Source organism: Sphingomonas sp. KC8, from assembly GCF_002151445.1.
Taxonomy (GTDB): domain Bacteria; phylum Pseudomonadota; class Alphaproteobacteria; order Sphingomonadales; family Sphingomonadaceae; genus Sphingomonas_E.
Genome location: NZ_CP016306.1, coordinates 1919364 through 1942982 on the forward strand (window position 1 = coordinate 1919364; position 23619 = coordinate 1942982).

Annotated in this window: 26 protein-coding genes and 2 pseudogenes; 9 read left to right on the forward strand and 19 right to left on the reverse strand. The window is 65.0% G+C overall.

What is annotated here, in order from left to right; translation table 11 throughout:
* From KC8_RS09090 to KC8_RS09130, 10 genes and pseudogenes are all read right to left on the reverse strand, one after another.
* Window positions 1–1701, reverse strand: coding sequence for a peptidoglycan D,D-transpeptidase FtsI family protein (locus KC8_RS09090; protein WP_010125578.1), 1701 nt, complete (start codon window positions 1699–1701; stop codon window positions 1–3).
* Window positions 1698–2249 (reverse strand): hypothetical protein, encoded by a 552-nt coding sequence (locus KC8_RS09095; protein WP_010125576.1) that lies wholly within the window; start codon window positions 2247–2249, stop codon window positions 1698–1700. The genes KC8_RS09090 and KC8_RS09095 overlap by 4 nt, the downstream gene beginning before the upstream one ends.
* Complete coding sequence (rsmH, locus tag KC8_RS09100; RefSeq protein WP_010125575.1) at window positions 2246–3217, reverse strand: 16S rRNA (cytosine(1402)-N(4))-methyltransferase RsmH; 972 nt, start codon at window positions 3215–3217, stop codon at window positions 2246–2248. The genes KC8_RS09095 and rsmH overlap by 4 nt, the downstream gene beginning before the upstream one ends.
* On the reverse strand, window positions 3214–3738 hold the full coding sequence (locus tag KC8_RS09105) for a division/cell wall cluster transcriptional repressor MraZ (RefSeq protein ID WP_010125573.1): 525 nt from the start codon (window positions 3736–3738) through the stop codon (window positions 3214–3216). Before KC8_RS09105 ends, rsmH begins: the two co-directional genes overlap by 4 nt.
* A 192-nt stretch (window positions 3739–3930) precedes the next feature.
* Window positions 3931–5220: a hypothetical protein gene (locus KC8_RS09110; protein ID WP_010125572.1), complete on the reverse strand. Its 1290-nt coding sequence runs from the start codon at window positions 5218–5220 to the stop codon at window positions 3931–3933.
* Window positions 5221–5294: 74 nt separating this feature from the next.
* Window positions 5295–5573 carry a hypothetical protein gene (locus KC8_RS09115; RefSeq protein WP_010125570.1) on the reverse strand — a complete coding sequence of 93 codons (279 nt, stop codon included), beginning with the start codon at window positions 5571–5573 and terminating at the stop codon, window positions 5295–5297.
* 85 nt (window positions 5574–5658) lie between these two features.
* Complete coding sequence (locus KC8_RS09120) at window positions 5659–6657, reverse strand: cysteine synthase A (RefSeq protein ID WP_010125569.1); 999 nt, start codon at window positions 6655–6657, stop codon at window positions 5659–5661.
* 94 nt (window positions 6658–6751) lie between these two features.
* Window positions 6752–6859 (reverse strand): annotated as a pseudogene (locus tag KC8_RS20635) (PEPxxWA-CTERM sorting domain-containing protein); the annotation flags it as partial.
* Between the two features lie 54 nt (window positions 6860–6913).
* A pseudogene (locus tag KC8_RS20290) lies at window positions 6914–7366 on the reverse strand (discoidin domain-containing protein); the annotation flags it as partial.
* Window positions 7363–7545 (reverse strand): hypothetical protein, encoded by a 183-nt coding sequence (locus KC8_RS09130; RefSeq protein WP_010125567.1) that lies wholly within the window; start codon window positions 7543–7545, stop codon window positions 7363–7365. The gene KC8_RS09130 and the pseudogene KC8_RS20290, both read right to left, overlap by 4 nt.
* A gap of 90 nt (window positions 7546–7635) precedes the next feature.
* Between KC8_RS09130 and KC8_RS09135 the strand changes: the two genes are divergently transcribed.
* On the forward strand, window positions 7636–8022 hold the full coding sequence (locus KC8_RS09135) for a hypothetical protein (protein WP_010125566.1): 387 nt from the start codon (window positions 7636–7638) through the stop codon (window positions 8020–8022).
* Window positions 8023–8130: 108 nt separating this feature from the next.
* Here the strand turns inward: KC8_RS09135 and KC8_RS09140 are convergent, their stop codons facing one another.
* Entirely contained in the window at window positions 8131–8583 is a 453-nt protein-coding gene (locus tag KC8_RS09140; protein ID WP_010125565.1) for a VOC family protein, read from the reverse strand.
* A 136-nt stretch (window positions 8584–8719) separates the two neighbouring features.
* Here KC8_RS09140 and purL point away from each other — a divergent pair, with 136 nt between their 5' ends.
* Window positions 8720–10912 carry a phosphoribosylformylglycinamidine synthase subunit PurL gene (gene purL, locus KC8_RS09145; protein ID WP_010125564.1) on the forward strand — a complete coding sequence of 731 codons (2193 nt, stop codon included), beginning with the start codon at window positions 8720–8722 and terminating at the stop codon, window positions 10910–10912.
* A gap of 123 nt (window positions 10913–11035) precedes the next feature.
* Here purL and KC8_RS09150 read toward each other — a convergent pair whose 3' ends face one another.
* Together KC8_RS09150 and KC8_RS09155 are read right to left on the reverse strand one after the other, a co-directional pair.
* A complete protein-coding gene (locus tag KC8_RS09150; RefSeq protein ID WP_010125562.1) occupies window positions 11036–11584 on the reverse strand; it encodes a pseudouridine synthase in 549 nt (182 codons plus the stop codon).
* Entirely contained in the window at window positions 11581–13209 is a 1629-nt protein-coding gene (locus KC8_RS09155; RefSeq protein ID WP_010125561.1) for an NAD(P)/FAD-dependent oxidoreductase, read from the reverse strand. Before KC8_RS09155 ends, KC8_RS09150 begins: the two co-directional genes overlap by 4 nt.
* Before the next feature lie 156 nt (window positions 13210–13365).
* On the opposite strand from KC8_RS09155, the gene KC8_RS20295 reads away from it, so the two are divergent.
* From KC8_RS20295 to bfr, 4 genes are all read left to right on the forward strand, one after another.
* A complete protein-coding gene (locus KC8_RS20295) occupies window positions 13366–13545 on the forward strand; it encodes a hypothetical protein (protein WP_157663910.1) in 180 nt (59 codons plus the stop codon).
* Window positions 13542–14783 (forward strand): DUF418 domain-containing protein, encoded by a 1242-nt coding sequence (locus tag KC8_RS09160; protein ID WP_037496154.1) that lies wholly within the window; start codon window positions 13542–13544, stop codon window positions 14781–14783. Before KC8_RS20295 ends, KC8_RS09160 begins: the two co-directional genes overlap by 4 nt.
* Before the next feature lie 34 nt (window positions 14784–14817).
* On the forward strand, window positions 14818–14988 hold the full coding sequence (locus KC8_RS09165) for a (2Fe-2S)-binding protein (RefSeq protein ID WP_010125558.1): 171 nt from the start codon (window positions 14818–14820) through the stop codon (window positions 14986–14988).
* A 96-nt stretch (window positions 14989–15084) separates the two neighbouring features.
* Window positions 15085–15567 carry a bacterioferritin gene (bfr, locus tag KC8_RS09170; RefSeq protein ID WP_010125556.1) on the forward strand — a complete coding sequence of 161 codons (483 nt, stop codon included), beginning with the start codon at window positions 15085–15087 and terminating at the stop codon, window positions 15565–15567.
* 57 nt (window positions 15568–15624) lie between these two features.
* Here bfr and KC8_RS09175 read toward each other — a convergent pair whose 3' ends face one another.
* On the reverse strand, window positions 15625–16953 hold the full coding sequence (locus KC8_RS09175; RefSeq protein ID WP_010125554.1) for a hemolysin family protein: 1329 nt from the start codon (window positions 16951–16953) through the stop codon (window positions 15625–15627).
* A 134-nt stretch (window positions 16954–17087) separates the two neighbouring features.
* Between KC8_RS09175 and KC8_RS09180 the strand changes: the two genes are divergently transcribed.
* Window positions 17088–17762, forward strand: a complete 675-nt coding sequence (locus KC8_RS09180; protein WP_010125552.1) for an OmpA family protein — start codon at window positions 17088–17090, stop codon at window positions 17760–17762.
* Between the two features lie 67 nt (window positions 17763–17829).
* Here KC8_RS09180 and KC8_RS09185 read toward each other — a convergent pair whose 3' ends face one another.
* Both KC8_RS09185 and KC8_RS09190 read right to left on the reverse strand, forming a co-directional pair.
* Complete coding sequence (locus tag KC8_RS09185; RefSeq protein ID WP_010125550.1) at window positions 17830–18258, reverse strand: nucleoside deaminase; 429 nt, start codon at window positions 18256–18258, stop codon at window positions 17830–17832.
* Window positions 18259–18363: 105 nt separating this feature from the next.
* Window positions 18364–18630 carry a hypothetical protein gene (locus tag KC8_RS09190; RefSeq protein ID WP_010125548.1) on the reverse strand — a complete coding sequence of 89 codons (267 nt, stop codon included), beginning with the start codon at window positions 18628–18630 and terminating at the stop codon, window positions 18364–18366.
* 164 nt (window positions 18631–18794) lie between these two features.
* On the opposite strand from KC8_RS09190, the gene rpmB reads away from it, so the two are divergent.
* Complete coding sequence (gene rpmB / locus KC8_RS09195) at window positions 18795–19079, forward strand: 50S ribosomal protein L28 (protein WP_010125546.1); 285 nt, start codon at window positions 18795–18797, stop codon at window positions 19077–19079.
* A 39-nt stretch (window positions 19080–19118) separates the two neighbouring features.
* Here rpmB and KC8_RS09200 read toward each other — a convergent pair whose 3' ends face one another.
* Window positions 19119–20057 carry an esterase-like activity of phytase family protein gene (locus KC8_RS09200; RefSeq protein ID WP_050805405.1) on the reverse strand — a complete coding sequence of 313 codons (939 nt, stop codon included), beginning with the start codon at window positions 20055–20057 and terminating at the stop codon, window positions 19119–19121.
* 178 nt (window positions 20058–20235) lie between these two features.
* Between KC8_RS09200 and KC8_RS09205 the strand changes: the two genes are divergently transcribed.
* Window positions 20236–20640 carry a glycine zipper 2TM domain-containing protein gene (locus tag KC8_RS09205; protein ID WP_010125542.1) on the forward strand — a complete coding sequence of 135 codons (405 nt, stop codon included), beginning with the start codon at window positions 20236–20238 and terminating at the stop codon, window positions 20638–20640.
* Between the two features lie 91 nt (window positions 20641–20731).
* On the opposite strand, the gene cobT is transcribed toward KC8_RS09205, so the two are convergent.
* A complete protein-coding gene (gene cobT / locus KC8_RS09210; RefSeq protein WP_010125540.1) occupies window positions 20732–22576 on the reverse strand; it encodes a cobaltochelatase subunit CobT in 1845 nt (614 codons plus the stop codon).
* Window positions 22577–22608: 32 nt separating this feature from the next.
* On the reverse strand, window positions 22609–23613 hold the full coding sequence (gene cobS, locus KC8_RS09215; RefSeq protein WP_010125538.1) for a cobaltochelatase subunit CobS: 1005 nt from the start codon (window positions 23611–23613) through the stop codon (window positions 22609–22611).
* Window positions 23614–23619: the final 6 nt, after the last annotated feature.

The following is a 23619-nucleotide window of genomic DNA, read 5'->3' on the forward strand; positions in this document are numbered from 1 at the left end:
CTACTTGCCTTTTTCGGGACGAACGTACTGCAGCACGTCGGTCAGATCCACATCGCGGCCTTCGTCCGGCGCCACGCCCAAGAGCGGGCCGATCCGGGCGACAACCTGTTTCACCACCGGGGCAACGTTCCAGCCGGCGGTATGGAACCCGAAGGTTTCCTTGGTCCCCTTCGGTTCGTCGAGCATCACGATCACCACATAACGCGGCTCGTCCATCGGGAACACGCCGGCGAAGGTGGTGACCACCGCGCCATGGGTATAACGCCCGCCAAGGATCTTTTCCGCCGTACCCGTCTTGCCACCGACGCGATAGCCGGGCGCATTGGCATTCTTGCCGGTGCCGTTGGTGACAACGAGCCGCAGCAGCGATCGCATTTGCAGCGAGGTTTGTTCGGTGAACACCCGGCGGCCCGCAGGCACGGGATGGTTCGGCCCGGATTTCAGCAACGTCGCCGGGCGCCAGATCCCGCCGTTGAACATGGTGGCATAGCCGGTCGCCAGATGCAGCGGCGTCACCGCGATGCCGTGGCCGTAGCCCACCGTCATCGTCGCGATCTCGCCCCAGTTCGCGCCGGGCGAAAGCGTGCGGCCGCGTTCGCCCAATTCGATCGACACCGGTTCAAGGAAACCCATATTCTTCAGGAAGGCGCGCTGCCGCTGCGCGCCCACTTCGGCCGCGATCTGCGCGGTGCCGATATTGGACGATTCCTTCATGATTTCGGCCACGCTGCACCGGCGCCCGAACGGATGGGTATCGGTGATCGTGAACCGGCCGACCTTCAGCCCCTTCGGGCAATCATACAGATCGCCAAAGCTGGTGACCGTGCCAACGTCCATCGCCATCGCGACGGTGAACGGCTTGAACGTCGATCCCAGTTCGTAAACGCCCAGCGTGGCGCGGTTGAACCCGGCCTCGGGCGATGCCTTGCCGGGGGCATTGGGATTGATTTCGGGAAGGGATGTCAGCGCCAGCACCTCGCTGGTCTTAACGTCCATGATGATCCCCGCAGCACCGATCGCGCTGAAATGAGCCATGGCTTCGCTCAGCTGCGATTCCAGCGCCTGCTGAACGCGCGCGTCGATCGACAGCTGCAACGGTTCATTGCGGCCAGGCCCGGTCGTCAGCCGCTTGTCATATTCGCGCTCAAGCCCGGCCGCGCCGCTGCCATCGAGGTTGGTGAACCCCACGACATGGGCTGCCAGCGCGCCTTGCGGATATAGCCGTTCGGGTTCGCGGCCCAATGCGATCGCCGGTTCGCCGATCGCGTTCACCGCGCGTACCAGTTCGGGCAGCGCGCGACGGCGCAGATAGACGAAGCTTTTGCCCGACCGCAGGATCGCCAGATATTGCGCCTCGGTCCGTTCGGGCATCAGCGCGGCCAGTTGCGGCGCGATGGCGCGCGGATCCCCGATCAGCTTGTCGGGGTGGATTGCGATCGACCAGGCATCGAAGTTGCGCGCCAGCGGCACGCCGTTGCGATCGATGATGTCGGCGCGCACCGTCAGCGATCCGCCCTGCCCGCCATGGCGCCCCGCCGGTTCGGACGAAGCCGCCATCCAGGCCAGCTTGGCGGCGATCAGCAATGTGACGAAGACGAACGCCAGCAGCACCACCATCAGCCGCATATGGGCGACGGCGATGTCTGTTTCGCGCTGGCCGGCAACGCGGATGGGCTGGCGCGAGGCGGCCACCGCCGTCACTGGTTGCCGGTTCCCCGCTCGGTACGGGCGATCCGGCCCAGTTCGGCCAGCGCGTCGGCATTCAGCAGCCGTTCGCCGCGCGCGGAGATCTTTTGCTCCAGCTGGGCGACGCGATCGGGCGCGGGCTTCACATAGGTCGCGTGGCGCAGCAGCGGTTCAGCCGTTTCGGGCACGTCGGGCGTGGCGGGCGGTGGCGGGGTTGCCGGCTTCGTCGCGGCGACCTGCACCAGCTTGGCCGTCATCGCCGGCTGCACGGCCATGCCCAGGCTGGCCAGCTGGACATTGCCGTTCACGAACTGGCGCGCTTCGGGCGCCTTCAGCGCCAGCACCTGCACGTTCCAACGTTCCAGCTGCGCCATGCTGGCGCGTGTGCCCAGTTCGGTTTCCAGGTCGCGGATCGCGATGCGGTTGGCGAAGATCGCGCGTTCGGTGCGCGCCAGTTCGGCCCGCTCCGCCGCGACGCCCTGCGTCACGAGATAGCAGCCCAGGCCCGCCGTCGACGCTGCGGCGACCCACAGTACGGAACGGAAACGCGCGGCGGCTATCATGATCTTACTCCCTTGTACGAAACGGGCCAGGCTGGCGCGGCGGTGCGACGGGCGACGCGCAGCGTGGCGGAACGGGCGCGGGGGTTGCGGGCAAGCTCGCTTTCCCCGGCGCGAATGGGTTTGCCGACGGCTTCGAAGGTCGCAGCCGGGCCGGCCTGCGCGGCGATGGGCAGATGGCGCGATCCCGCCGGCATGGCGCCGCTGCGTTCCTTCAGGAACCGCTTGACGATCCGGTCTTCCAGCGAATGGAAGGATACGATCGCAAGCCGCCCGCCGGGGGCCAGCACGCGTTCGGCCGCGGCCAGGCCGCCTTCCAGCTCTTCCAGTTCGCGGTTCAGGTGGATGCGGATCGCCTGGAAGGTCCGCGTTGCCGGGTCCTTCTTCTCATGCGGCTTGTGGCCCAGCGCGCGGCGGACGATTTCGGCCAGCTCGCCGGTGCGGGTGATCGGGCGCGCGGCCACGATCGCGCGGGCAACGCGACGCGAACGGGGTTCTTCGCCCAGCAGATAGATCACGTCGGCGATCTCGGCCTCGTCGGCCTCGTTCACGAAATCGGCGGCGCTCTGGCCGTCCTGTTCCATGCGCATGTCGAGCGGGCCGTCCGCCTGGAACGAAAAGCCGCGATCGGCGCGGTCAAGCTGCATCGACGACACGCCGATATCCAGGGTCACCCCGTCCACCGCATCGACGCCGCGTTCGGCCAGCGCCTCGCCCATCCGCGAAAAGCGGTCGGCGATCAGCACCAGCCGGCCATCATTGGCGGCCACGATCGGCTGGCCTTCGGCGATCGCATCGGGATCGCGGTCGAACGCATAGACCGTCGCGCCCGCCGCCAGCAGCGCGCGCGAATAGCCGCCCGCGCCGAACGTGCCGTCAACCATCACCTCGCCCGGGGCAGGGGCAAGGCCGGCGACGACTTCGGCCAGCAGCACGGGATCGTGGCGGGGATCGGTGGCCGGCAGCGTCATGCCTTGGCCCCCTTTTCCTTGAGCATGAATTCCAGCGCGCGCACGACGCGGGGTTTGTCCTGGCAATGCTCCAGGAATTTGTGGGGGTTCCAGATCTGGAACGTGGCACCCGCGCCGAGGAAGAAGGCCAGGCCATCCAGTTCGGCGATCGCGCGGAACATCGGCGACAGCACCATGCGGCCGGCATCGTCGTAATTGGCCTGCAGATAGGCGCCGAACACGTCCATCTGTTCGAAATCCATCGCCGACATGCGGTCCATGCCATCATCGCGCCCATCCACGCGCTGGCCGACATAGCTGTGCAGTTCGGGGGAATAAGCCGGGTCGAAGCCCTGCAGGCAGGGCAGGCGTTCATGCTCGCCAAGCAGGATGAACTTTTCGGAGGACGGAAATTCGCCGGGCATCAGGGCGCGATGCGTGCGGCGGTCAATGACCGTGCGGAAGGGTGCGGGGAGCGAGACGCGGCCCTTCGCGTCCACCCCGTTCAGCGCACTACCGTGGAAAAAGTCCCTGATTTCCACGCCCCAAGACCCCGATGCGACGGAGCCAGGGCCAATCCCCGCACACGCCGTCGCGATACTCCCCAGCGCAGGTCCCGAAATGATGGAATCGTCCCCGCGCCCCGGAGTGCTGTCGGGGTATCAGGGGATCAGATGGTTTTCAATACCACTGGATGGGAATGCTGTGGATTCCAGTGGGTCGTTTTGGGCCGCTTAACTGTCGCGGGCACGCGAATCCGCCGTTGTTCCTCCTTTGTGCCTGTTGGCAGGCTGTGGATAAGTTTGTTGGGATTTCGTGACAACTGTTGCATGGATGGCGCGGCGACGGATCAACAGCCCGCCGCCAAGCAGCAACAGGCAAGGCGCAAAGGCCCATGCCGCGCCCCGCCAGCCGGCTTGCGGCGATTCCATCCACAGCACAGCGCCCGCGCCCTGCTTGTCCGCCGCCCCGCCCAGATCGTCGAGGACAGCGATCAGCGCCGGGCCATTGTCCGCGGTGCGGCGATAACGGCTGGTCCCATGCGATCCCACGCCCACCCACAGATCGTCGATCAGCCAGTCGCTGTCCGCCAGCACCACCGCCCGGCCCGCCCCGATCGCGCAATCGGCGATCAGCCCCCCGCCGCTGACACGGCAGGCGCGATCCTGCGCGGTCAGCCGTCCCGGTGCACCGGGGCGAATGCGGAAATCCTGCTCCGCCCAGCGGATTGTCCGCATTCCCAGCGGCATCGCGCGATCGGGGGCCAGCGTCAGCCCCCAATGCGCCAGCAGCGGCGCCAGCGGCGCTGAACCCGGCGGGCGGGCGGGATCGTCCGGCGCCAGGCGCGATGGCCAGCGCGGATCGGGATCGCTCAGGATCAGCGCCCTGCCCCCGCTGCGCACCCACGCATCGATCGCCACCAGCCCCGCCGCATCGATCCGCGGCTGCGCGATCAGCAGCAGCCGGCCACGCGCCAGCATATCGGGCTGCACCGTCGCCAGTGGCCGCAAGCTGTAGGCCCGGCCCAGTTCCGCCACGCTTGCCGGCGACGCGCCCCCCGCCAGCGTTGCGGTGACGCCGCCCTCGCTCCACAACAAGGGCAGCCCGCTCAGTACCATCACCTCGGGGCGGATGGCCCGCGGCGGCGGCCCGGCAAGATCCAGCGCCGCGCGTTCATAGCCGGCCAATGCGCCCGGCAGCAGCAGCCCGGCCCCCAGCGCGCCCGCCAGCCAGCGCCCGCCGCCGGCCCAGCGCGCCAGCCGGATCAGGATTTCGCACAGTCCGACCAGCGCCACGCCGGCCGCCCCGGCGCGCGCGGCATCCACCAACCCCGCATCGCCGTGGGACGCCAGCCACGCCGTCGCACCCAGCGTTGCCGTCGCCAACCCCAAAAGCGTGGCGCCCAGCCGCGCACGCGCGCGCCAGCCGGCCAGCACCATCATCAACAGCAGGAGAAGCCACGGGCGCACCGCGACGAACGGCGCCCAATCGGCGCGATCATGGCCCCCGGCGAAGATCAGCAACAGCGCGCCCGCGATCTCCGCGAACGCATAGCCTGCCGCCAGGACGACGGCCGCGCCGGCCGCCGGGCGCGTGTTCAGGGGGCCACGGGGGCGGGGGACGCCGCCACGTCATTCTGCGTCACATTCTGGGCTGCTTCAGGCGAAGCCCCAGGCGCCACGCCCAGTTCAGCCAATGGCTCCTTGGGCGGGCCGGCGTCGGCAAGCGCATTATCCACCTGAACGATCACGACGTTGCCCGTCGCGTCCGTGGACACCAACGGTTCGTCGCTGACCACGCCGAAAAAGGCGGCGGCGAACAAGACTAGCACAAAGACACCGGCAAGCCCGGTCAGACCGATGCGTACCCGCTGCATTCATTCCCTTCCACCAGTGGAACCAAGGCGAACGCAATTCACTTCAACTGAACCCTAACGCAGCCCATCACGCTTGTCGAACGCCTTATCGCGCCAGCCAGGGCGGCGTCGCCAGCCCCTTTTGCGTCAGCCAGTCGGGGTTGAAAAGCGTTGAGAGATAACGAAATCCCGAATCGCACAGGATGGTGACGATGGTATGACCCGGCCCCATCCTGCGCGCCAGCGCTATGGCACCGGCAACATTAATGCCAGATGACAGGCCGACGCACAGCCCCTCGTCCATCAGCAGCCGGTGCACCTGTTCCAGCCCTTCGGCGTCCGAAATGCGAAACTGCATGTCGACCGGCGCACCTTCGAGGTTCGCGGTGATCCGGCCCTGCCCGATCCCTTCAGCAACCGACGACCCTTCGGCCTTCAGCTCGCCCGTTTCATAATAATTATAAAGCGCGGCGCCATGCGGATCGCTGAGCGCGATCACCACATCCTCGCGCCGTTCCTTCAGGCCAAGGCCCACGCCCGCCAGCGTGCCGCCGGTGCCGACAGCACAGGTGAAGCCGTCGACCTTGCCACCCGTCTGTTCCCAGATTTCGGCGGCGGTGGTGCGGATATGCGCCATACGATTGGCGATATTGTCGAACTGGTTCGCCCACATCGCATTCGGCGTTTCTTCCGCGATCCGGCGCGACGTGTGAACGAAATGGGCCGAGCTGGCATAGGGCGCCGCCGGGACGAGCACCAGTTCGGCGCCCAGCGCGCGCAGCGTGTCCTTCTTTTCCTGGCTCTGCGTCTCGGGCATCACGATGATCGTGCGATAGCCCTTGGCGTTGCCGACAAGCGCAAGGCCGATCCCGGTGTTGCCGGCCGTCCCCTCGACGATCACGCCCCCGGGCTGGAGCAATCCTTGCGCCTCGGCGTCTTCGACCATGAACAAGGCAGCCCGGTCCTTCACCGATCCACCGGGGTTCATGAATTCGCACTTGGCGAGGATTTCGCAGCCGGTTTCGGCACTGGGGCCGTTGAGGCGAACGAGCGGAGTGTTGCCGATCAGCGCGAGGGTGTTCGGCGCGGTGGGGGCTATGGCCATTGTCGCGAGATAGCCGAGCGTTCGGCCCTGCGGCAAGCAGGCTTCTCTAGTCGCCCGCGCAGAGAAACTTCGGCCGCCCCCACCATCGCCGCCGTCAGGCGTAGCGAACCGTCGCCCGCTGGCGCCGCATCATGCCGCCGACAAGGGCGAACCCGCCGATCATCATCGCCCAGCTCGCGGGTTCGGGCACTGCCGCTGCGATTCCGTCGAACCGCACTTCGGACAGGCCGGTCCAGGTATATTGGTCGCCATGATTGTTGCGCAGGTCGAGCCGCACGTACCGCGCATCGCCCGTCAGTTCCAACCGCTGCGCCGCAGCCGGCCGGCCATCCGCCTTCGCCAGCGATCCCGCCACCGCTTCGACGAAGCTTTCGCCATCGGCCGACAGCGACACGGCGATGTCGCGCACCCCGCGATCGAGGCCGAAATCGACGTTGAACTGCCAGATCAGCGCGGACGACAGGGTATAGGCCGCCCCCAGGTCGAAGATCAGGAAAGCCGGCTCGCCGGTGGTGTCGGTCATCCACGCATTGTTGTAATTCCCGTCGTGGGCGCCGTCCGCAAGGCCGCTGCCATTGATCAGATTGGACACGTCATAGGTCCAGAAGGTGCTCGATGCGGTCACGCCGACGGGGGTGATGATCGCGGCCGAAGCCGGGGCGGCGGCCAGGGGGGCGGCCAGCGCCGCGATCAGGCAGAGATGTTTCATGATGATCCTTTCCGCAGAACGGGATCGTCACCCGCCCTTTTTGCGAAACCATCGTTAACCATGAAATATTTTTCTTTTTCGTCAGGCAGATGACGAAGCTGTGGCAGCGGCACCCGGCGATGGCGGCGGGCGGGCGATGGCGCGATCCGCATTTCCGGCGGCTGGTCGCGATTTTCCACCGGTCATGCGTCAAACGCAACGTTTCGGGACGGTCATTACCATTCTCGGGCTTGACGCAACGTTGCACTGCCGCGAAAATTCGCACCGCCATGCAAAAATTTCCCCTGACCATCGTGGCCGCCTCGTTCGCGGCCATCCTCACCCTTTCGGCTTGCAATTCGGAATCCGAAACCGTCGTCGCCGGCCCGGCCGATCCCGACGCGCAGAATGTCGCGGAAGCCCCGCCGGTGGTGCTGCCGCCGGCGCTGACGGCCAGCCGCACCTATCGCTGCAAGGATAACAGCCTCGCTTATGTTGATTTCTTCGCCGACGGCACCTCCGCCGACGTGCGTGCGGAAAAGACCGGCGCCGCCACCCGCCTGACCGCACCAGCCAAGGGCGAAGCATTCGTCGCCGAAGGCTATAAGCTGGTCGGCGACGGCACCACCGTCACGCTCGAACAGCCGGGCAAGCCCAGCCAGAGCTGCAAGGCCTGATCCACGGCGATCCATCGCGAATCACATTAAAGCCGGGCCGGTGGAGCAATCCGCCGGCCCTTTTCATATCCCGGCTCGTTTCATATCGGCGTGCGCTTGCCCGCCCGTTCAGGTGAACATCGCCGCCATCCGGCGCTGGCACTCCTCCACCGAAACATCCTCGATATGCGTCGCCAACGTCCATTGGTGGCCGAACGGATCGGTCAGCGTGCCCGCCCGATCGCCGTAGAACTGGTCCGCCACCGGCCGTGCCGCGACACCGCCGGCCGCAATCGCACGATCGAACGCCGCGTCCACATCGGGCACATAGATCAGCAAGCTGACGGTGGTACCGCCGCGCGATTTGGGGCCAAGCGCGTTCATGTCGGGAAATTCGCTGGCCAGCATGACGTGCGAATCGCCGATCTTCACCTCGGCATGGCCGATGCGATCGCCCATCGGCAGGCGCATCACTTCGACCGCGCCGAACGCCGCCTTGTAGAAATCGATCGCGGCTGCGCCGTCATCGACGATGATATAAGGCGTAACGCTGTGATAGCCTTCGGGCTTCGGTTTCACCATGGCACCCTCCTTATAGGAACATAGTAAGAACATATGCCCGATTCGGCCCGTTGAGTCGAATCCGAAACGCCGCAACGACACCATATGCGCGACGGGTGGTTCAAACCGGCCGCGATTTGCTCTAGAGGGCGCGCCCATGACCCAGATCACCCCCGCGATCGTCGCCGAACACGGCCTGTCCCCCGAAGAATATGAGCGCGTCCTCCACGCGCTCGGCCGCGAGCCGAATCTGACGGAACTCGGCATCTTCTCGGTGATGTGGTCGGAGCATTGCTCCTACAAATCCTCGCGCATCCACCTGAAGAAGCTGCCGACCGAAGCCCCCTGGGTCATCTGCGGCCCGGGCGAGAATGCCGGCGTCGTCGATATCGGCGATGGCCAGGCCGCCATCTTCAAGATGGAAAGCCACAACCACCCGTCCTACATCGAACCCTATCAGGGCGCGGCCACCGGCGTCGGCGGCATCCTGCGCGACGTGTTCACGATGGGCGCGCGGCCCATCGCCAACATGAACGCACTGCGTTTCGGCCGGCCCGATCATCCCAAGATGCGCCACCTGATCGCCGGCGTCGTCCACGGCATTGGCGGCTACGGCAATTGCGTCGGCGTGCCGACGGTGGGCGGCGAGGTGAATTTCCACCGCGCTTATGACGGCAACATCCTGGTCAATGCGATGACGGTGGGCGTCGCCGAAACCGACAAGATTTTCTATTCGGCGGCCTCGGGCGTCGGCAATCCGATCGTTTATGTCGGTTCGAAAACCGGGCGTGACGGCATCCACGGCGCGACGATGGCCTCGGCCGATTTCGGTGAGGATGCGGATGAGAAACGCCCGACCGTGCAGGTGGGCGATCCCTTCACCGAAAAGCTGCTGATCGAAGCCTGCCTCGAACTGATGGCGTCGGATGCAATCGTCGCGATCCAGGATATGGGTGCAGCCGGCCTCACCTCCTCGTCGGTCGAAATGGCGTCGAAGGGCGGCGTCGGCCTGCTCCTCGACATGAACATGGTGCCCCAGCGCGAGGAGGGCATGACCGCCTATGAAATGATGCTGAGCGAAAGCCAGGAGCGCATGCTCATGGTGTTGAAGCCCGGCAAGGAAGCCTTTGCCGAGGCGATCTTCAAGAAGTGGGAACTGGACTTCGCTGTCATCGGCACCGTCACCGATACCGGCCGCATGGTCCTCGTCCATAATGGCGAAACGGTGTGCGATATCCCGCTCGCCCCGCTCGCCGACGATGCCCCGCTATATGATCGCCCGTCGCTCAGCCGTGACGATTATGCCGCGTGGGCCAAGGTCGCACCGCTGGGCACCGTCCCCGAATCGACCGATCTCGGCGCCGATCTGGTCAAGATGATGGCCTCGCCCGATCTCGCCTCGCGGCGCTGGATCTGGGAGCAATATGACCACATGGTCGGCGGCGATACGGTGCAGCGCCCCGGTGGCGACGCGGCCGTCGTGCGCGTCCATGGCACGCCCAAGGGCATCGCGATCAGCACCGATTGCACCCCGCGTTATTGCTATGCGGACCCGTATGAAGGCGGCAAGCAGGCGATCGCCGAATGCTATCGCAACCTGTCGGCGGTGGGTTCGTTGCCGCTTGCCGTCACCAACTGCCTGAACTTCGCCAACCCGCAGCGCCCCGAAATCATGGCCCAGCTCACCGGCTGCCTGGATGGCATGGGCGATGCCTGCCGTGCGCTGGCTTTCCCGATCGTTTCGGGCAACGTCTCGCTCTACAATGAAAGCAAGGCGACAGGCGGCGGTTCGGCGATCCTGCCGACCCCGGCGATCGGCGGCATCGGCCTGCTCGAAGACTGGTCGGCATCGGCCACGATCGCGTTCAAAGCCGAAGGCGAAGCGATCCTGCTGATCGGCGAAGCGGCCGGCCATCTCGGCCAGTCGATCTGGCTGCGCGAAGTGCATGGCCGCGAAGATGGCACGCCCCCGCCGGTCGATCTGGCGCGCGAAAAGGCGGCCGGCGACCTTGTTCGCAGGCTGATCGCCAATGGTAAGGTGAGCGCGGTCCACGATATCGCCGATGGCGGCCTGCTCGTCGCGGTTGCCGAAATGGCGCTCGCCTGCGGCATCGGCGCCACCCTCGATGGTATCACCAGCGCGGCTGCCGCGTTCGGTGAAGATCAGGGCTGCTACGTCGTCACCACCAGCAATCCGGATGCGATCGTGGCTGCCGGCGTGCCCGTCACCCGGATCGGCACCACCGGCGGCACCACTGTTGCCGGCGTGGCGCTGGCCGATCTGCGCACCGCGCATGAAGGCTTCTTCCCCGCGCTGATGGGCACGGGTTCGGACGCCGCACTGGCCTGATTGGTCGATACCATGCTCCCCCCGGCCATGCGGCGCGAGGGGGGAGCATGGTGCACCCCATCACCGGGGCAGCCTCCCCCCCCTTGCGGGTGCGGACGCGGCTGGCGCCTTCGAAGATGATGTTCAAGCGGGCTGGTATCGCCATTCGCCCGGCTGGATTCCATCGAGCGACCAGTCGCCGATGCTCCAGCGTACGAGCCGCAGGGTCGGATGGCCGATCGCGGCCGTCATCCGGCGCACCTGCCGGTTGCGGCCTTCGCGAATCGTGAGCCTGATCCAGCAATCCGGCACGCTCTTGCGAAAACGCACCGGCGGATCGCGCGGCCATAATTCAGGATCGGCGATGCGCTCAGCTTCAGCGGGACGCGTCAGCCCGTCCTTCAGCCGAACCCCGCGCCGAAGCGCGGCAAGGGCATTCTCCGCCACGTCGCCCTCAACCTGGACCAGATAGGTCTTCGCCATCTTGAACCTGGGATCGGCGATGCGCGCTTGCAGCCGGCCGTCATCGGTGAGCAGCAGCAAGCCTTCGCTATCCAAATCGAGCCGCCCCGCCGGATACGTCCCCGGCACGTCGATAAACCCCGATAAAGTCGGCCGGGTCGATCCGGCGGTCCCGCGATCGGTGAACTGGCACAAGACGCCATATGGCTTGTTGAACAGGATCAGCGTCATGGCGCTGGCGCAGGCTCACCGATGCTCAACGCCACCGCTTCCGCAACCTTGATGCCATCCACCGCCGCCGAAAGGATGCCCCCGGCATATCCGGCACCCTCGCCCGCCGGAAACAGCCCGGCCGTATTCAGGCTTTGAAAATTCTCGCCGCGTGTGAACCGCACGGGCGACGATGTGCGCGTTTCGACCCCCGTCATCACGACGTCGGGGTGATCGAAACCGGCGATCTGCCGCCCGAACACGGGCAGCGCCTCGCGCATCGCCGCTACCGCGAACTCGGGCAGGCATTGCGCAAGATCGGTCGGCTGCACGCCGGGCCGATAAGACGGGGTGACGATGCCCAGCGTTTCCGATGGCCTGCCGGCCAAGAAATCGCCCACCCGTTGCGCGGGCGCCTTGTAATTGGATCCACCCGCAACATAGGCGGCCGTTTCCCAGTGGCGCTGGAACGCGATCCCGGCCAGCGGATCGCCCGGATAATCGCGTGCAGGATCGATCGCGACCACGAACCCCGAATTGGCGTTGCGTTCGTTGCGCGAATATTGGCTCATGCCATTGGTCGCGACCCGGCCCACCTCGGACGTCGCCGCCACGACCGTGCCACCGGGGCACATGCAAAAGCTGTAAACCGTGCGGCCGTTCTTGGCGTGGTGCGAGATATGATATTCGGCAGCGCCAAGGATCGGGTTGCCGGCGTCCCTGCCAAACCGGGCCTTGTCGATCCAGGATTGCGGATGTTCGATCCTGACGCCGATCGAAAATGGCTTTGGCTCCACATACACGCCGGCATCGCGAAGCATCGCAAACGTATCGCGCGCGCTATGCCCGATCGCCAGCACCACCCGGCTGGCTTCCAGATAGTCGCCATTGCTCAGGTGCAGGCCGCATATGCGCCGCCCGCCCTGCCCATCGGTTGCGATGTCGAGGCCGTCGACACGGGTGGAGAATCGATATTCGCCGCCCAGCCCCTCGATCGTCTCGCGCAGGCTTTCGACCATCGTCACCAGCCGGAAGGTGCCGATATGGGGATGCGCTTCGGTCAGGATTTCGGGCGGGGCGCCCGCTTTCACGAATTCGGTCAAAACCTTGCGGTCAAGATGCCGTGGATCCTTGATCCGGCTGTACAATTTCCCGTCGGAAAAGGTGCCCGCGCCGCCTTCGCCGAACTGCACGTTCGATTCGGGGTTCAGTTCGCTGCGCCGCCACAGGCCCCACGTATCCTTGGTCCGTTCGCGCACCACTTTGCCACGATCAAGGATGATGGGGCGAAAGCCCATCTGCGCAAGGATCAACGCCGCGAACAGGCCGCACGGCCCCGCACCGATCACCACCGGGCGCGGTCCATCCACCGGCGCCTGGCGCACATGGCGATAATGCGTGTTGGGTGTTGGCTGGACGTTGCGATCACGGCTGAAACGCTTGAGCACGGCCGCTTCGTTCTTCACGTTCAGGTCGATCGAATAGACCAGCTGGATATCGGTTTTGTCGCGCGCGTCATGCGCGCGTCGGGCCACGACATAGCGGATCAAGTCTCGCGGCGTGATCCGCAATCGCTTGCAGATCGCTGCCGGGATTTCATCGTCGGCATGGTGGAGCGGCAGCGCCAATTCGGTGATACGGATCATTGGGCCTGCTTTAGTCGTCGGCCAATCCCCGCGCCAGTCACTCAGTGGGGCGAGCGGGACCGTCTACATGCGTGCATCGCTGGCCCCTTATCCGCCCCCGCACGTTTCCCCATAAAGCCTGTCCTACACAGGCGCATTCATGCAACGAATCGTGCCATGATCATCCCCTGTGACAAGCCCGAATCACGCCGCTACAGCCAGCCGCTTCAAGGGACGTGGCGGACGGCGATGGCAATCCTCAACTTCCTCAACTTAACCCCCGCGCAGTCCGGTCCCGGCCGGTTGTGGCGCGGCCATTCAACGCCGCCGCCGATGAAACCGATCCTGCCCGCATGACTGATCATTTCCCCTCCCCACCACCGCGCCTGATCGCGCTGGATGGTCTGCGCGGGCTGGCCGTGATGGGCATCCTGTTGATGAACATCGCCGGCTTTGCCTTGCCGCAGGCGGCCTATTTCAACCCGCTGGCTTATGGATCCGGCGCTACGGCCGATATCGCCTTGTGGGCGGTGGAATTTGTGCTGGTCGATGGCAAGATGCGCGGGTTGTTCTCGATGCTGTTCGGAGCGAGCCTGCTGCTCGTGCTCCAGCGCGCGCGGGTCGCCGGAGCGGATGGCGATTCGGTACATTTCCGGCGGATGGCATGTCTGTTCGGTTTCGGCCTCGTCCATTTCTACCTGATCTGGCACGGCGACATCCTCGTCCTCTACGCCGCCATCGGCTGTGCCGCATGGTTCTTCAGCGAAGCCTCCACCCGCACGCTGGTACGCGCCGGGCTGGGCCTGATCGGCCTGCAGGCCATCATCTTCTTCACCCTGCTCGCCGCCATGCTCGCCGAAGGGCCGGACGGCGCCTCTGCACGCGCCTTGCAGGACGGCTTCGGCATCCCTGCGCCCGCCGCCATCGCCAGCGAACTCGCGGCCTTTCGCGGCAGCTATTGGGAAATCGTCGGCTATCGCTTCGCCACGATGGGCGGGCTTCCGTTCACCCAGGCATTGCTGTTCGGTTCCGAAACGCTCGGGCTGATGCTGCTCGGCATGGCGGGTTTGCGCAGCGGCTTCCTCACCGGTGGGTGGGGCCGCCTGCTATATGCCCGCGTCGCAATGGTTGGTTATGCCATTGGCCTGCCGGTCACGCTTTTGATCGCGTGGGGGTGCTGGCTGTCGGGTTTCGACGCCCGCATGATGTTCGCCGCGGCCCTCCCCCTCGGCGCGCTCACCCGCCCGTTCCTGTTGCTTGGCCACGCGGCCCTCGCGCTTTACTGGCTGACGGGGCCACCGTCGGCCTTGCGCGCCCGCGTTGCCGCTGCCGGCCGCGCCGCCTTCACCAATTATCTCGGCTCCAGCCTGCTGATGACCGGATTATTCTATGGCTATGGCCTGGGGATGTTCGGCCGGCTCGATCGCTTCGCCCTGCTGGGCGTGGTCGTGGCGATGTGGGGGCTGATGCTGGGATGGAGCAAGCCGTGGCTCGATCGCCATGCTTACGGCCCGCTGGAATGGCTGTGGCGCACGCTCGCCCGTGGGAAAAAACAGCCGATCCGCAATCAGGATATTGCGAGGCACTCTCAGTAGCGCTATCAACGTCTCAACGAACGGAGAGACGGTGATGGTCGTTTGCGTTTGCAACGCGTTACGCGAAAAGGATGTCCGGGCAGCGGCCCGCGCAGGCCATGATTCGCCCTGTCAGGCTTATGCGTCGCTCGGTCGGCGCGCACGGTGCGGTCAATGCGTACCATTCGCACGCGAGATCATCGCATCCGAACGCGCTACTGCGTAACGCTTGCACATTGAAAAACGGCGGAAATCAGCCATTTTTCCGTGATTTTCAGGCTCATTTCGGTTATGCTTGCGCCCGCATATCCGGAGATTCGACATGAAGGGCGACCCCAAGGTCATCGACTTTTTGAACGAGGTGCTCAAGAATGAGCTGACCGCGATCAACCAATATTTCCTCCATTATCGCATGCTCGAACATTGGGGCGTGTCGAAACTCGCCAAGTTCGAATATGGCGAATCGATCGACGAAATGAAGCATGCGGACAAGCTGTCCGAACGTATCCTGTTTCTGGATGGCCTGCCCAATTTTCAGCTTCTCGGCCGTCTCAAGATCGGCGAAACCGTCGAAGAAATCCTCAAGGCCGATCTCGATCTGGAAAATGAAGGCATCCCGCTGCTGCGCGACGCCATCGCATATTGTGAAAGCGTGCGCGATTTCGTGACCCGCGATCTGCTCGCCCACATTCTCGACAGCGAGGAAGATCATGTCGACATGCTCGAAAAGCAGTTCGACATGATCGAACGCATGGGTATCCAGAATTATATCCAGCTCCAGTCGGAACCGATGGGCGAAAGCTGATATCCATGTCTCCGGCGTCCCCGCTGCGGGGCGCCGGATGAATGCCGGCGAGGGATTTTACCGGCCCCGTGCCACACCGTCCGGGCTGGCCAGCAGCTTGTCGATCTTGCGGCCATCCATGTCGACCACCTCGAACTGCCAGCCATCGGCGACAAACCGCTCACCGACCATCGGCAGGTGCTTGAGCACCGACAGCACAAAACCAGCGGTCGTCGCATAGTCACGATCTTCGGGCAGGCTCAGCCCCAGCCGTTCGGCCATGATGTCCGCCGCCGCCGATCCCGAAATCAGCCAGCTGCCATCCTCGCGCTCGAACAAGGCCGGGCCTTCGCCCTCGCCCTGATCCGACACAAATTCGCCCGCAATCGCCGAAAGCAGGTCGGCTGGCGTCACCACGCCTTCGAAGTGGCCATATTCGTCATGGACCAGCGCCATCGGCACCGCCGCCTCGCGCAGCGCTTCAAGCGCGTTCATCGCATCCATCTGATCAGGCACCACCGGCGCCGGCCGCGATAAGGCCCGCACATCAAGCGGACGGCCCGCCAGCAGCGCAGCGACGATATCACGCGCCTGCACCACCCCGAATATCTCGTCGACCGACCCATCGGCCACCGGCATCCGGCTGTGCGGCATCGCCAGCAGCTGATCGCGAATCTCATCGGCGGCGACGCTGGCGTCAATCCATTCGATTTCGGTGCGTGGGGTCATCACTTCGCGCACCGGCCGGTCGGCCAGCCGCACGACACCGGAAATGATCGCACGCTCGCTTTCCTCAATCACGCCGGCATTCGATGCTTCGGCGACGATCAGGTGCAATTCCTCCGCCGTCACATGGCTGTCTGATTCGCGGTTCAATCCGGCGAGACGAAAAATCAGCGCGCTTGATCGGTCGAGCAGCCAGACGACCGGCGCTGTCGCCTTCGACAGCCACAGCATCGGCAAAGCGACCAGCGCAGCGATCGGCTCAGGCGACCGCAGCGCGAACTGCTTGGGCACCAGTTCGCCGATAATCAGCGACAAATAGGTGGTGACGGCGATGACAAGGCCGAATCCAAGTTCGCCCGCAGCCGCAGGCGGCACGCCGATCAACGCCAATCGATCACCCACCGGCCCGCCTAGGCTCGCGCCCGAATAGGCGCCCGCCAAAATGCCGATCAGCGTGATACCGATCTGCACGGTCGACAGGAACTTTCCGGGATCGGCAGCCAGATCCAGCGCGCAGCGAGCGCTTTTACGGCCCGCGCGGGCCATCGCTTCCAGGCGCGGCTTGCGCGACGAGACGATCGCCAGCTCCGACATGGCGAAGACACCATTCAATGCGACCAGCGCGAGGATGATCGCACAATCGGCCCAAGGAAATGGTTGGAGGGGAATATCTGGCGGCATGGCGCGGATCCCCCATAGAACGGAATCTTGCTGGTCCACAACAACTGCATCAGGTTAGGTTCAGCACGGCAGCGGAACAAACGCCCCATGGCAGAAGTTTTGCCACTATCATTCAAGGGAAAGGGACACTCTCCATGCGGATCACAACCAAGCTGACCGGGGTGACACTCGCCTTCGCGGCACTGGTGACGACAGCCTGCACCACCGATCCCGTGACCGGGGAGCGCAAGCTGTCCAAGGCGGCGATCGGCGCGCTGGCCGGCACAGCGCTGGGCGCGGGGGCCGGCGCGCTGGTCGGCGGCCGCAACAATCGCACCGAAGCGATCGTCGGCGCGGGTATCGGTGCGATCGCCGGGGGCGCGATCGGCGGCTATATGGACAAGCAGGAACGCGAACTGCGCGAAAAAACCGCCGGCACCGGCGTCGAGGTCAAGCGCGAAGGCGACGAAATCCTGCTCAACATCCCGTCGGGCATTACCTTCGCCACCAACAGCTACACGATCGAACCGCATTTCCGTTCGACCCTGGATCAAGTCGCGCAGACGCTGGCGAGCTACAACCAGACCTATGTCGACGTGTACGGCCACACCGATTCGAGCGGGAATGATGCGATCAACATCCCGTTGTCGGAAAATCGCGCGAAATCGGTGGCCGATTATCTCTCGACCCGCGGCGTGAACCGCGCGCGCATCGGCACGCAGGGCTTCGGCGCCAGCCAGCCGATCGCCTCGAACGCCACCCCCGATGGCCGCGCGCAGAACCGCCGCGTCGAAATCAAGATCGTCCCCGTCAAGGACACCACCGGCTGACGCCGGGCGAGCATACGCGACACTCAAACAAGGGCGCCCGCTGCCACCGGGCGCCTTTTTTTTCGGTCTATCGCCGCTCGCTGAAGAACGCGCGCAGCATCGCCGCGGCCTCGCCCTCACCGATGCCGGTATATATTTCGGGACGGTGATGACAGGTCGGCTGGCTGAACAGCATTGGGCCATGGGCCACGGCGCCGCCTTTGGGATCAGGCGCGGCATAATAAAGCCGCCGTACCCTCGACAAGGCGATCGCACCCGCGCACATCGCGCACGGCTCCAGCGTCACCCACAGATCGCATTGGTCGAGCCGCTCGCTGCCGATTGCTTCGGCGGCACGGCGAATCGCGAGCATTTCGGCATGGGCGGTTGGATCAATCCCGCCGCGCATCGCGTTGGCCGAAGTCGCCACGACGACGCCGTCGCGCATCATCACCGCTCCGACCGGCACCTCCCCCGCCGCCGCCGCGGCATGGGCGAGGTCGAGGGCGTGGCGCATCGGATCCGGCAGGGGAAAAACCATCGTGCGGATGTAACGCCCAGCCCTGCCGCGCGCGAGTCCCGATCAGCCAGGACCGGGCCTCGCGCTGCCATCGAATCGGATTTATTCCGCCTTCTTCACCTCTACCGTCGGCACCTTCACCTCTTCCTTGGTGGTGCCGACCTCGACCTTGGGCACGTCCACGCTGGTGGTTGTCGTACCGACATCCACCTTCGCCGTCTTCACGTCGAACGCGGGCGCCTGCCCGCCCTCCACGGCAATTTCGGGCAATCTGGTTTCCTTGGTCTGGTTGATATCAATCAGGCCGAACGCGAAGGCGCCGACAATCGCGACGATTGCGATCAGGACGATAAGAACACCATTCCGCATGCTGCACGCTCCTTGTCCGTCATGGAACGGGGCTATAACGAAGCGTGCGGGCCAAGAGTTGCATCAATGGTCTCTGCCGTCGCGGCCATCACGGTTGACGAATCTCTCAACGGCAGGTATCCGCCCGCACTTTCCGGGCAACCGTATACCTAGGACGAAATGACATGGCGCGCATCTGCGAGCTGACCGGCAAGGGCCGGCAGGTGGGACACAATGTTTCCCACGCGAACAACAAGACCAAGCGGACCTTTCTGCCGAACCTGCAGAATGTGACGCTGATGTCGGATGCGCTGGGCGAAAGCGTCAAGCTGCGCGTTTCGACGCACGGCCTGCGCTCGGTCGAGCATGTCGGCGGTCTCGACAACTGGCTGCTGAAGACCAACGACGACAAGCTGTCGCTGCGCGCACGTCGCCTGAAGCGCGAAGTCGCGAAGAAGGCCGCGGCCTGATCTTTTCCGCGGGCGGATCGTTCCGCCCGCGACTTCAGATCAATCGAGGCGGAAACGCAGCAGCAACGTCCTCTGGGCGCGGCTGAAATTATCGTCGGATGCGATCCACAGGATTGTCCGGCCGTTTTCCTGCGTCACTGCCAGCGCCTCCATATTATCGACCGTCAACGGTGGAGTCAGCCGCGCGATTTCGCGGCTCTCGACCTTTGCGCCTGCGCGAATCGCGTGTCGGTCGATGATCGATAGCACCGCCGAAACGCCATCCAGCAGCGTATAACGCCGGTTGAGGGCCAGCAGGCGCCCGTCGGGCAGCAGCACCGCATCGGTGATCACATAACCAGCGGGCGGCCGATAGCAGAAGCGTTCCGCCGCGCCGCCCTCCACTGGATCGCCGCGAAAGATCAGCGCGGCATGACAGCCAAGGCTGCCCCCATCGCCGTCCTCCGAAAAGATCAGAAAGCGCCCGTCGGGCAGCCGCACCATCGCCTCCGGCCCGCCATTGCGTGGCCAGTCCGCCATGGCAGGCGGAGCAACATGGCCTGTCGTCCGCGATAGCGCGGTATCATAGCGCCAGATCGCGTTCACCCCTTCAAACCCCACCCACAGCGTCCCGTCCGGCCCGCGCACTGCGGATTCGCTGTCGCGGCCCGCCATCGGCCCATCGGGCAGGACGCCGACACCATGCCCCGCCGGCGGACGGCCGTGTTGTGCGATGAGGCGGAACACCCCGCCCTTGTCGCTTAGGCCCAGCAGGCCGCCTTCATCCACCGTCAGCGAAGACAGCCCGCCAAAGCGTCGGTGCGCGCTCGTCAGCACCCAGCCGCCCATGTAGGTCAGCCCGCCCACACGCACCCGCGCCGGATCGTCGCGGTCCAGCGGCACCGCCCGCGCGACGATCGCCGCCCCGTCATCCGATGACAACGGGCTGGCCCCGCCCGCCATCAACGTGGCCGCCGCCAATGCCAATATGGTTCGCATCCGCGACAGCTTAGCCCGGCGGGCCACCGGGTTCCAAGCTGAACGCAGGCCAACAAGTCCGTTCAGCCACAACTCACGCGAATCGCCGCATAAGGGTTGTGAAGTCGACACAGGCTGGCGGCGGGATCGCATCCCGATCCCACCGGCGGCGCCGACAGAACGGGCAAGGAGTTCAGTCATGTTCAGGACGATCGCTTTTTCCGCCGTCGCAGCGCTGACGGCAGCCACCATGGTCCCGGCATCCGCCGAAGCACGCGGCTATGGCGGTGGTTATGGCTATGACAACGGCTATTACCAGCAGGTTCGTGGCGATCGCGGCTATTATCGCGGGGATCGGGGCCATTACCGCGGCGACCGCGGTTATTATCGTGGCAATAGCGGCTATTATAACGACCGCCGTCATTATGGCAGCCGCTGCCGCGACAAGGGCACCGGCGGCACGATCATCGGCGCGATCGCAGGCGGCCTGCTCGGCAACGAAATCGGCAATGGCCGCAATGGCCGCGGTGACGGCACCACCGGCGCGATCATCGGCGCGGGTGTCGGCGCCCTCGCCGGCCGCGCGATCGACCGGGATTGCTGACCTGAAAGTTGCGTAACTGTTGCGTACCCCTCGCGTAGCGTATCGGGGGGCTGGGCCGGGGTTCCACCAGGGATCCCGGCCCCTGTTTTATCTACCGCCCCCGTGTATCGGTATCGAACAGCCCGGCCAATTGCTCGACCATCGTGCCACCCAGTTGTTCGGCATCCATGATCGTCACCGCGCGGGCATAATAACGCGTCACATCATGGCCGATGCCGATCGCTACCAGTTCGACCGGCGAGCGGTTTTCGATCCAAGCAATCACCTGCCGCAGATGCTTTTCGAGATAGGAACCGCTGTTCACCGACAGCGTGGAATCATCCACCGGCGCGCCATCCGAAATCACCATCAGGATCTTGCGGTCTTCGGCGCGGCCGATGATCCGGTCGTGCGCCCAAAGCAGCGCCTCGCCGTCGATGTTTTCCTTCAGCAGCCCTTCGCGCATCATCAGGCCGAGATTTTTGCGCGCATGCCGCCATGGTTCGTCGGCCCGCTTATAGACGATGTGGCGCAGATCATTGAGCCGGCCCGGCGCCGGTGGCCGCCCATTGGCCAGCCATTTCTCCCGCGCCTGCCCGCCCTTCCACGCGCGGGTGGTGAAGCCCAATATTTCGGTCTTCACCCCGCACCGTTCCAGCGTGCGCGCCATGATATCGGCCGAAATCGCCGCGATCGAAATCGGCCGCCCGCGCATCGACCCCGAATTATCGATCAGCAAGGTCACCACCGTATCGCGGAAATCGGTTTCGCGTTCGACCTTGTAGGATAGCGAATGGGTGGGATCGATCACGATGCGCGCCAGCCGCGCGGCATCCAGCAGGCCTTCTTCCTGATCGAAATCCCAACTGCGATTCTGCTGCGCCATCAACCGCCGTTGCAGCCGATTGGCCAGCTTCGTCACCGCGCCCTGCAAATGCACAAGTTGCTGGTCGAGATAGGCGCGCAGCCGGGTCAGTTCTTCTTCTTCGCACAATTCGGTCGCGGTAACGACTTCATCGAATTCGGCGGCATAGGCCTTGTAATCGAATTGCGGGCCCGGTTCGGCCGGGGGGCGATTGGGCCGCATCGGCATCGTGCCCTGCTCGCCTTCGTCCCCGTCATCGCTTTCCATTTCGGATTGCGCATCGTCGTTCATGTCGACGCTGTCGCCATCCTCGGTCGCTTCGTCGCGGGCCTCGGCACGCGCGTCCATCGGCGCGTCGGACTGGCCGGCGCCGTCATCCTCGCTGTCGTCGCCGTCGTCGCCCTGATCCTGATCGTCGCCTTCGCCTTCCTCGCCCGCTTCCTGCTCGTCATCGGGCAGCATTTCACCGTCGACCAGTTCAAGGTCTTCGAGCAAGCGGGTGGCGAGTTTGGCGAAGGCCACCTGATCGTCCAGCGTCAGGCCCAGCGCATCCAGATCGTGACCGGCTTTCTCCTCAATCCAGTCGCGCACCAGCGACAGGCCATATTGCGCCGCCTGCGGAACCGGCTCACCGGTTAGCCGCTCGCGCACCATCAACCCCAATGCGGAGGACAAAGGCACTTCATCCCGCGTGCGGGCGCGGGTCAGTGGATCGGATTTCAGCCGCACGTCCAGCGCATGGCCCAGATTGGCGCGCACCCCCGCCATCGCCCGCGCGCCGATCGCTTCGACCCGCGCCTGTTCGATCGCATCGAACGCAGCGCGCGCCACCGCCTCGGCCGGCGCGACGCGTGCATGCAGCGCCGCATTATGATGACGCAACCTGAGCGCCGCGCCATCGGCAAAACCCCGCACCTCGGCCACCTGATCGACCGGCAGTGATCGCGCCGGCATCGGAACCTTGATCGCCTTGCCCAAGGTCACCGGCGCGTCAGCGGTATAGCCGACTTCAACCTCCGGCTCATGCGCCAGCGCACGCGCCGTGCCAGCCAGCACCTGGCGGAAGGATTCGAGGGGGGTAAGTTCAGCCATTTACCCCACCCGCCTCACGGGATGGGTGCCGCTCACGCCTTGCCCACCACGCTTTCGGGCAGATCCTTGCCGAACACGCGCTGATAATATTCCGCCACCAGCGGGCGTTCCGCCTCGTCACACTTGTTCAGGAACGACAGGCGGAACGCGAAGCCGACATCGTTGAAGATCAATGCATTCTGCGCCCACGAAATCACCGTGCGCGGGCTCATCACGGTGGAAATGTCGCCGGCGATGAAGCCCTGACGGGTCATGTCCGCCACCTTCACCATATTCTCGACGATCTTCTTGCCATCCGGCTTGTCATATTCGCCCGATTTGGCGAGCACGATCTGCGCCTCGGTTGCCGCCGGCAGGTAGTTCAGCGTCACCACGATGTTCCAGCGGTCCATCTGGCCCTGATTGATCTGCTGGGTGCCGTGATACAGGCCGGTCGTATCGCCCAGACCCACCGTGTTGGCGGTAGCGAACAAGCGGAAATACGGGTTCGGCCGGATCACGCGATTCTGATCGAGCAGGGTCAGCTTGCCTTCGGTTTCCAGCACGCGCTGGATCACGAACATCACGTCCGGGCGTCCGGCGTCATATTCGTCGAACACCAAAGCGGTCGGCGTCTGCAACGCCCATGGCAGCAGCCCTTCGCGGAACTCCGTGATCTGCTGGCCGTCACGCAGCACGATCGCGTCTCGACCGATCAGGTCGATCCGGCTGATATGCGCGTCGAGGTTGATGCGGATGCACGGCCATTTCAGCCGGGCCGCCACCTGCTCGATATGGCTCGATTTGCCGGTGCCGTGATAGCCCTGCACCATCACGCGGCGGTTGAACGCAAAGCCCGCCGCGATCGCCAGGGTGGTATCCGGATCGAACACATAAGCGGGGTCGAGATCGGGGACGCGTTCGTCCGCTTCGGAAAAAGCGGGCACTTCCATGTCGCTGTCGATGCCGAACGCGTCGCGCACCTTCACCATCCGGTCGGGTGCATCGAGCACCGGCGCGGCGCGGCTATCGGGCTGGGTGTTGGACAGATCGGACATGGCTCT